This window comes from Nocardioides pelophilus (assembly GCF_014180685.1).
Taxonomy (GTDB): domain Bacteria; phylum Actinomycetota; class Actinomycetes; order Propionibacteriales; family Nocardioidaceae; genus Nocardioides; species Nocardioides pelophilus.
On record NZ_JACEHF010000169.1, the window covers coordinates 1 to 8954 of the forward strand.

General features: G+C 72.9%; 9 protein-coding genes. 4 read left to right on the top strand and 5 right to left on the bottom strand.

Annotated elements, in window-relative coordinates:
- A partial coding sequence (locus H0488_RS19520; protein ID WP_183100903.1) for a TrmH family RNA methyltransferase occupies positions 1 to 845 on the bottom strand: 845 nt, incomplete at its 3' end.
- 72 nt (positions 846 to 917) lie between these two features.
- The gene (cysS, locus tag H0488_RS19525; RefSeq protein ID WP_183100904.1) at positions 918 to 2336 is read right to left on the bottom strand and encodes a cysteine--tRNA ligase; all 1419 of its coding nucleotides are present in this window, start codon (positions 2334 to 2336) and stop codon (positions 918 to 920) included.
- A 92-nt stretch (positions 2337 to 2428) separates the two neighbouring features.
- Between cysS and H0488_RS19530 the strand changes: the two genes are divergently transcribed.
- Positions 2429 to 3688, top strand: a complete 1260-nt coding sequence (locus H0488_RS19530) for a C39 family peptidase (RefSeq protein WP_183100905.1) — start codon at positions 2429 to 2431, stop codon at positions 3686 to 3688.
- A 75-nt stretch (positions 3689 to 3763) separates the two neighbouring features.
- On the opposite strand, the gene H0488_RS19535 is transcribed toward H0488_RS19530, so the two are convergent.
- Positions 3764 to 4519, bottom strand: a complete 756-nt coding sequence (locus H0488_RS19535) for an SDR family NAD(P)-dependent oxidoreductase (RefSeq protein ID WP_183100906.1) — start codon at positions 4517 to 4519, stop codon at positions 3764 to 3766.
- Positions 4516 to 6054, bottom strand: coding sequence for a molybdopterin-dependent oxidoreductase (locus H0488_RS19540; RefSeq protein ID WP_183100907.1), 1539 nt, complete (start codon positions 6052 to 6054; stop codon positions 4516 to 4518). Before H0488_RS19540 ends, H0488_RS19535 begins: the two co-directional genes overlap by 4 nt.
- A gap of 31 nt (positions 6055 to 6085) precedes the next feature.
- Here H0488_RS19540 and ispF point away from each other — a divergent pair, with 31 nt between their 5' ends.
- Positions 6086 to 6622 (top strand): 2-C-methyl-D-erythritol 2,4-cyclodiphosphate synthase, encoded by a 537-nt coding sequence (ispF, locus tag H0488_RS19545; RefSeq protein ID WP_312856441.1) that lies wholly within the window; start codon positions 6086 to 6088, stop codon positions 6620 to 6622.
- Positions 6619 to 7536 (top strand): alpha/beta fold hydrolase, encoded by a 918-nt coding sequence (locus H0488_RS19550; RefSeq protein ID WP_183100908.1) that lies wholly within the window; start codon positions 6619 to 6621, stop codon positions 7534 to 7536. The genes ispF and H0488_RS19550 overlap by 4 nt, the downstream gene beginning before the upstream one ends.
- A gap of 341 nt (positions 7537 to 7877) precedes the next feature.
- On the opposite strand, the gene nirD is transcribed toward H0488_RS19550, so the two are convergent.
- Complete coding sequence (gene nirD, locus H0488_RS19555; RefSeq protein ID WP_183100909.1) at positions 7878 to 8243, bottom strand: nitrite reductase small subunit NirD; 366 nt, start codon at positions 8241 to 8243, stop codon at positions 7878 to 7880.
- Between the two features lie 102 nt (positions 8244 to 8345).
- Between nirD and H0488_RS19560 the strand changes: the two genes are divergently transcribed.
- A partial coding sequence (locus H0488_RS19560; protein WP_183100910.1) for an IspD/TarI family cytidylyltransferase occupies positions 8346 to 8954 on the top strand: 609 nt, incomplete at its 3' end.

Sequence of the window (8954 nt, forward strand, 5' to 3'; positions counted from 1 at the left end):
CGGTGCAGCCCGTCGCCCTCGGACCCGACCACGACCACCAGCGGTCCGCCGGCGAGGTCGGGGTCGGCCGCGAGCTCCCGCAGGGACAGGTCGCCGTCGGCCGCCAGGCCGACCACGAAGCAGCCGGCGTCCTGGTAGGCCTTCAGCTGGCGGGTGAGGTTCACCGTCTGGGCGACGGGGATCCGCGCCGCCGCTCCGGCCGACGTCTTCCACGCCGAGGCCGTCATCGAGGCGGCGCGGCGCTCGGGGATCACCACGCCGTGCGCGCCGAAGCCGGCCGCGCTGCGCACCACGGCGCCGAGGTTGCGCGGGTCGGTGACCGCGTCGAGCACGACGATGAGCGGCTTCTCGCCCATCTCCTCGGCGGCGGCGATGAGGTCGTCGGCGTGGGCGTACTCGTAGGCCGGGATCTTCGCGGCCAGCCCCTGGTGCACGGCCCCGTTGGTCAGCCGGTCGAGCTCTCCGCGGCTCACCTCCAGCAGGCCGACGCCGTGCTCAGCGGTGAGCTTGAAGATCTCGCGCAGCCGACCGTCGCGCTCGGCGCCCTCGGCCACGTAGACCGACGTCACCGGCACCCGCGCCCGCAGCGCCTCGACGACGGGGTTGCGGCCGGCGATCCACTCCGCGTCGTTGGGGCGGCGACGAGTCCCGCGCGGGCCGCCGCTCCGCTTGGCGGAGCTCTCCTTGGCCTGCTTCGCCTTGTGCGCCTTGTGGTAGGGCCGGTCCTCGGCGCGCGGCGTCGGGCCCTTGCCCTCGAGCCCGCGCTTGACGCGACCGCCGGACCCGGCGCTCGGCTTCTTGCTCTGCTTGCGGATCGCTCCGCGTCGCGAAGAATTTCCAGGCACGTCAGTGTCCTTCTCGGTGGTTGAGGAGCCCGGCGCGAGGGACGAGCGACGGGCGTCTCGAAACCCCGGACATCAGCTCACCGTCCACGTCGGGCCGGTCGGGGTGTCGGTGACCTCGATGCCGGCTTGCTTGATCTGGTCGCGGATCGCGTCCGCGCGCGCCCAGTCCTTCGCCTCGCGCGCCTGCGCCCGCTCCTCGAGCAGCCCGGCGACGAGGGCGTCGACAGCGGCCTTGAGCTTGTCGTCCGGCGTGCCGCCGCTGTGACCGCCCCATGCCGGATCGGCCGGGTCGAGGCCGAGGATGTCGAGCATCGCCCGGACCGACGCCGCGTTGCCCCGCAGCGCGGCCGAGTCGCCACCGGCGATCAGCTTGTTGCCCTCGCGGACCACGTCGTGGATCGCCGCGACGGCACCCGGGGTGCCGAGGTCGTTGTCCATCGCCTCGATGAACTCGGCGCACAGCACGCCGTCGTCCGGCACCTCGCCGAGCACCTCGGCGGCGCGCTCGAGGAACGCCTCCACCCGCCGGAACCCGACGACCGCCTCGTCGAGCGCCTCGAAGCTGAACTCCACATGGCTGCGGTAGTGCGCAGCGACGAGGTAGTAGCGCAGCTCGATGCCGCGGTACTTCGCCAGCACGGCGGGAATCGTCAGTGAGTTGCCGAGCGACTTGCTCATCTTCTCGCCGGAGGTGGTGATCCAGGCGTTGTGCATCCAGTACGTCGCGAACGGTCGGCCGGCCGCGCGGGACTGCGCCTGCTCGTTCTCGTGGTGCGGGAACCGCAGGTCGACGCCGCCGCCGTGGATGTCGAAGGCGTGGCCGAGGTACTTGCCGGCCATCGCGGAGCACTCGATGTGCCAGCCCGGCCTGCCCGGACCCCAGGGGCTCGGCCAGGCGGCGGTCTCGGGCTCCGACTCCTTCTTCCACCCCTTCCAGAGGGCGAAGTCGCGCGGGTCGCGCTTGCCGCGCGGATCGGCGTCGGCCGCGGGCTCCATGTCGTCGATGCCCTGATGGGTCAGCTCGCCGTACGACGGCCAGGACCGGACGTCGAAGTAGACGTCACCCGAGCCGTCCTCGGCCGCGTAGGCGTGGCCGCGGCCGATCAGCTCGGCGATCAGCTCGATCATCTCGGGCACGTGGCCGGTGGCGGCCGGCTCGTACGTCGGCGGCGCCACGTTGAGGGCGGTGTAGGCCTTGTCGAGCTCGCGGTACATCGCGTAGGCGAGGTTGTACCAGGGGCGTCCCTGCTCGGCCGACTTGATCAGGATCTTGTCGTCGATGTCGGTGACGTTGCGGATGAAGGTGACGTCGTAGCCGAGGTGGCGCAGCCACCGCTGCAGCACGTCGAAGTTCACGCCCGAGCGGACGTGCCCGACGTGCGGCTCGCTCTGCACGGTCAGGCCACAGACGTAGAGACCCACTTTGCCCTCCTCGAGGGGCACGAAGTCGTGGACTTCGCGGGTCGCGGTGTCATAGAGCCTGAACGTCACCGGGCCAGTCTAGGGAGAAGCGCCCCGTGCTCCCGCATCGTCAAACCGGCAGCCGTGTGACAGAAGTGACTGGTGTGACTTACCGTCGTTGCATGCGACAGATCACCGCCGGACTCGCCGTCCTCCTCGCCCTGACCGGCGTGAGCGCGTGCGCCACGGCCGACCGCCCGGACGGCTCAGCGGTCGCCGTGGCGGCGACCGGCGCCGAGCGGCTGATCACGCTGACCCGCTGGGACGGCTCGCGGCAGTGGAACCGCGGCGACCTGGCCGGCACCACGGTGAGCGACGGCCGGCTGGTCTTCGACCAGGGCGTCGCAACGACGACCGCCGACGGCCGGTCGTACGACGTCGCCCGCTGGACCTCGCCCTGGGTCGAGCCCGGCTACGCCTTCACCGAGCTGATCGCGTCGTGGTCCGCGACGACCCCGAGGGACAGCTGGATCGAGGTCAAGGTCCGGGGGCGGGACGGCGGCGGCGACCGGACGTCGTGGGACGTCATCGGCCGCTGGACGTCCGGCGACCAGCACCTCCAGCGACACACCGTCTCCGGCCAGGCCGACGACGGGACGAGCGTCGCGGTGGACACCTGGCGCACCTCAGGCCTGCTCGGATACCAGGTCCGGATCTCGCTCGCGCGGCGAGCCGGGGCGTCGTACCGGCCGAGCCTGGACCTCGCCACCGCGATGGCGTCCCGCCTGCCCTCCTCGGCAGGCGCCACCTCCGAGCCCGGGCCCGCCCGCGGCGTCGTCCTGCAGGTGCCGCGCCTCTCCCAGATGGTGCACACCGGCCACTACCCGCGGTGGGGCGGTGGCGGCGAGGCGTGGTGCTCGCCCACGGCGACCTCGATGGTGCTCGGCTACTACGACAGCCTGCCCACCCCGCGCCGCTACCGATGGGTGCCCGACGGTCACGTCGACCCGTGGGTCGACCACGCCGCCCGGATGACCTACGACCACGCGTACGACGGCACCGGCAACTGGCCGTTCAACACCGCCTACGCCGCGCCCCTGGCCGGCAAGGCCTTCGTGACCCGGCTCCGGTCGGTGCGCGAGGCCGAGCGGTTCCTCGCCGCCGGCATCCCGCTCGTCGTGTCGATCGCCTTCGGCCGCGGCGAGCTCGACGGAGCGCCGATCGGCTCGTCGAACGGCCACCTGCTGGTGCTCGTCGGCATCCGCGACAACGGCAACGTCGTGGTCAACGACCCGGCGGCCGACAGCCGGCGCCGGGTGCGGCGTACCTACGACCGCGGGCAGCTCGAACGGCTCTGGCTCGAGGCCTCCGGCGGTCTCGCCTACGTGATCACCGACCCCGACCATCCGCTGCCGAAGCCGGGCGCTGCCACGAACTGGTGAGCTCCTTGTTTCGAGGCTCGCTGCGCTCGCACCTCAACCAGCGGAGCGCCTGTGGTTCGAGGCTCGTCCGCGACCTCAGGCGCCGTAACCACCGTCGACGTCGAGCTTCTGGCCGGAGATGAAGCCGGCGCGGGACGACGCGAGGAAGCAGACGGCCTCGGCGACGTCGCGCGCGGAGCCGAAGCGGCGGAGCGGGATGTTGCCGCGGGTGATCTCGAGCGCCTCGTCGGAGAGCTCGCCGGAGGTGATCAGGCGGTCGGCCATGCCGTCGGTGAGCATGCCGGGGCCGACCGCGTTGACCCGTACGCCGTAGCGGCCCTCCTCGACCGCCAGCGCCCGCACCATGGCCTCGACCGCGGCCTTGGGCGCCGAGGAGAGCCCGTCGCGGATGGGGAACCGGGTGGTGGCCGCGGTCGTCACGGCGACCAGCGAGCCGGCCGATGCGCGCAGGGCCGGCAGCGCGGCGTGGGCGACGGCGAAGAAGCCCGCTGCATCGACCGAGAGCTGCTCGGCCATCGCGTCCGGCTCGACCCGCGACAGGTGCACCATCGGCACGTGCGGCCCCGCGGCGTGGACGACGGTGTGCAGGCCGCGCAGGTCGGCGACGGCCTGGTCGACCACCCGGCCCACCTCGCGACGGTCCTCCAGGTCGACGGCGTACGACGCCTCGCCCACCTGTGACGGCCGGGTCCGGTGCGTCACCGCGACCCGGGCGCCGCGCTCGACGAGCATCTCGGCGACGCAGCGGCCGATGCCGCCCGAACCGCCCACGACCAGCGCACCGCCGGCGAGCCCGGCGAAGTCAGCCGGGTGCGAGCTCGCGCCCGTCATGAGGCCGAGAACTCGACCGTGTGCCAGCCCGTGGCACCGTCGGGAAGGACATCGCGCTCCACACCTGTCTGCACGTCGCCATCATTGCCGATCGCGCGCACCCGCAGCTCGTGGTCTCCCTCGTCGACCTGGACCTCGGCCCGCCACTGCACCCAGGTGTCGTCGCTCGGGACCCGCGCGAGCGTCGCCGGCGTCCAGGCGCCGCCGTCGAGCGACACCTCGACGCCCTCGATCCCGGTGTGCTGCTTCCACGCCGACCCGGCACAGACCAGCGAGCCGGTCGACACGTCGGCCCCGCTCTCGGGGACGTCGATCCGCGAGGCGATCTTCACCGGGCCCAGCTCGGACCAGCCCCTGCTGGTCCAGTAGGCCTCGATGCCGCCGAAGGTGGTGACCTCCATGTCGACCACCCACTTGCACGCCGAGACGTAGCCGTAGAGACCCGGCACGATCGTCCGGACGGGGAAGCCGTGCTCGACCGTCAGCGGGTCGCCGTTCATGTAGACCGCGAGCATCGCGTTGCGGTCGTCCTCCATCAGCGCGGACAGCGGGGTGCCGCAGGTCCAGCCGTCCTCGGACGTCTGCAGCACCGCGTCGGCGCCGTCCTGCACGCCGGCCTCCTCGAGGATCGACTTCAGCAGGACCCCGCTCCACCACGCGTTGCCGATCAGACCGCCGCCGACCTCGTTGGACACGCAGTTGAGGGTGATCCAGTCCTCGGTGATGCCGCGCGCGATGAGGTCGTCGTAGGAGAGCGTGAGCTCGTTGTCGACCATGCCGTGGATCCGGAGCTCCCACTCGTTGACCCGGATGGCGGGCTTCAGGAACGCGGTGTCGATCAGGTAGAAGTCGTCGGCCGACGTCTGCCACGGCGCGACCCCGTCGACGTCGATCTTCACGCCGCGCGGCAGCGTCGGCTTGGTGACCTGGTCCACCCTCAGCAGGCGCCGGTCCCTCTCCACCGCCTCGCGCTGGCCACCTGCGAGCGCGCCGAGGAACCCGGACAGCGCGGCGACCCCGCCCACCGCGCCGGCGGCCACGAAGAAGCCGCGCCGGGTGTGGGTCGGGTCGGCGCCGGCGTCGTCCGACGCCTCCACCAGCTCCCACCGCCGCAGCCACTGGACGATGACCGCCAGCCCGACCAACCAGGCCAGGAACCCGACGAACACCGGCGCGATCTCGACGGCGCGGAAGCCCGGCTTCACCGCGACGGCCACGCCGGCGATCGCCCCGAGCACGACGTAGCCGACCACGGTGAACCACCAGCGGCTGCGCGCCAGCCGGCCGAGGCACGCGAAGACGACCGCGAGGATCACGAACATCCCGATGAGGAGGACCTGCTTGTCCCTGGTCTGGAAGGTGTCGATCGCCCAGTGGACGACGCCGTCCGGGGTCACGTCGCGCACGCCTTCCGCAACCGCGACCACCGGCGACTCCCGCACGCGGAGCAGTCCGGCGGCCAGATAGCTGACCCCGAGGCCCACGGCTCCGACGATCACGCCGGACCACCACCACCAACTCCGGGACGTCCTCACGGGTTGATTGTTACTCAGGCATGATCAGGGCGTGACCCAACCGTCCTTTCCGGGCTCGATCCGGACCGGCATCGGGACCGACGTCCACCGCCTGGTGCCCCGGGGGGACGGCGATCCGCCGCTCCGCCTGGCGGGGCTGAGCTGGCCCGACGAGCCGCAGCGGCTCGAGGGCCACTCCGACGCCGACGTGGCCGCACACGCCGTCTGCGACGCGCTGCTGGCCGCCGCCGGTCTCGGCGACCTCGGCAGCAACTTCGGTACGGCGGACCCGGCCTGGGCCGGTGCCGCCGGCGTCGCCCTGCTCGGCGAGGCCGTGCGCCGGGTGCGGGCTGCCGGCTTCGTCGTCGGCAACGCCACGGTCCAGGTGATCGGCAACCGGCCGCGGCTCGGCAGCCGCCGCGCCGAGGCCGAGTCCGCGCTGACCGACGCGGTCGGAGCGCCGGTGTCGGTGTCGGCGACGACGACCGACGGCCTCGGCCTCACCGGCCGGGGCGAGGGTGTGGCCGCGATCGCGACCGCGCTGGTGCACGTCGTACCCCTGGACGTCGAGGGCGAGGAGACACCGTGACCACCACATCACTCACGACGTACGACGGGCTCCGGCTGCACGTCACCGTGCACGGGCCGGCGGACGCCCCGGTGAACGTGCTGCTGTCGCACTGCTGGACGGCGGACGAGTCCGACTGGCACTACCAGGTCGCCGACCTGCTCTCCCGGTACGGCCACCAGATCCGGCTGGTCACCTGGGACCACCGCGGCCACGGGCGCAGCGACCGGGCCCGCGAGGTCGACTGCACCATTCCCAACCTCGCGCGCGACCTCGGCCGCGTCGTCGACGAGTTCGCGCCCGAGGGTCCGCTCGTGATCGCCGGCCACTCGGTGGGCGGCATGACGATCACCGCGATCCCCGAGGAGTGCCACCACGTGCTGCCGCGGATCGCCGGCCTGCTGCTCGTCTCGACGTCGGGCGCCGACCTGCACACGGTGACGCTCGGCCTGCCCGAGGTAGGCCCGCTGGTGCGCGACCGACTGCCGTTCGTGCTCGCCACCCGCGCCCGGATGCTGAGCCTGTCGCGGCGCCAGCGGTTCCCCCTGATCGAGCGCCAGATCGCACGGCGGTTCTTCTTCGGCCGGCCGAAGCCGCCGCGCGACGTCGGGCACGTCGTCGACCAGCTGATCCACTGCGCACCCGAGACGTACGCCGGCTTCTACAAGGACATGATGGCCCACGACCGGATCGGCCACCTCAGCGCTTTCGACCGGGTCCCCACGACGGTCCTGGTCGGCTCGCGCGACCTGCTGACGCCGCCCGCGCACGCCCGCAAGCTCGCCAGCGGCATCCGCGGCGCGCGCCTCATCGTCGCCCCCGACGCCGGGCACTACCTGCCGTTCGAGCGCCGCGACCTGGTCACCGCCGAGCTCTGCGCCCTGGTCGACCGCGCGCTCGACCAGGCCACCGAAACCGACCGCGCGGCGGGCTGACCCACCGAGCCGACCCGGCGGTCGAGGAGGTCGCCGGAGGTCGAGAAGGTCCCGCACCGACCCAACCCGGTGGTCGAGAAGGTCCCGCACCGACCCAACCCGCCGGTCGAGAAGGTCCCGCACCGACCCAACCCGTCGGTCGAGAAGGTCCCGCACCGACCCAACCCGTCGGTCGAGGAGGTCGCGCAGCGACCCAACCCGTCGGTCGAGGAGGTCGCGCAGCGACCCAACCCGTCGGTCGAAGAGGTCGCGCAGCGACCCAACCCGTCGGTCGAGGAGGTCGCGCAGCGAGCCAACCCGTCGGTCGAGGAGGTCGCGCAGCGACCGTCACGAGACCCCCGTCAGGCAGCGTCGACCTTGCGGTGCCCGATCATCACGACACCCTCGACGACCTTGACCGCGTAGGCCGGCACCGAGACGTGCCGGTCCTCGAGGCACCGACCGGTCCGCAGGTCGAACGCGTGCTTGTGGGCGGGCGAGGCCACGAACGGGACCTCTCCACGACGGCCCACGATCCCCTTGGCGATGCCGCCGACGGCCGCCCGCGCGAACGGGTCGTGGTTGCCGAGCGCGTAGACGTGGTCGTCACCGGTGCGAAAGATCGCGACTGCCTGCCCGTGGACGAGTGCGGTGGCGCCCCGGTCGACCTCGAGCTCGACGATCCGGCACACCGGCTGCCACTCGTCGGGCGCGGACCGTGCAGGCATGGGCCGACGCTAGGACCGCCCTGTTCACACCAGAGTTTCGCCGTGTAACAGCCGTGAAAACGCTTGCTCACCCGGGAGCGCGGCGCCGTTAGGGTGCTGCCCGTGACCGAACCGACCGCCGCCGTCGTGATCCTCGCCGCGGGGAGCGGCTCGCGGGTCGGTGCCGAGGTCAACAAGGTGCTGCTGCCGCTCGCCGGCACCCCCGTCCTCGCGCACTCGGTGCGCACCGCGCTCGCCGTACCCGGGGTCGATCCTGTCGTCGTGGTCTGCCGGCCCGGCGAGGAGGACGACGTGGCCGCGGCGGTCGGGCCGCACCTCGACGCGCGGGACGTGCTGCTGGTCGCCGGCGGCGCGACCCGCCACCAGTCCGAGCGGGCTGCGTTCGACGTGCTCGCCTCACGGATCGAGCAGGGCGAGCTCGACGTGGTCGTCGTCCACGACGGGGCCCGCGCGCTCGCTCCGGTCAGCCTGTTCGAGCAGGTGATCTCCGCCGCCCGGGAGGCAGGCGGCGCCGTACCGACGGTCGAGCTGGCCGGCCTGCTCCCCCGCGACCCCGACGCGTCACGGCCTCCCGGCCACCTGGTCGGCGTGCAGACGCCCCAGGCGTTCCGCGCCGCACCGCTGCTCGAGGCCTACCGCGCCGCGGCGGCCGACGGCTTCGACGGCACCGACACCGCCGCGTGCCTCGAGCGCTACCGACCGGACCTGGCG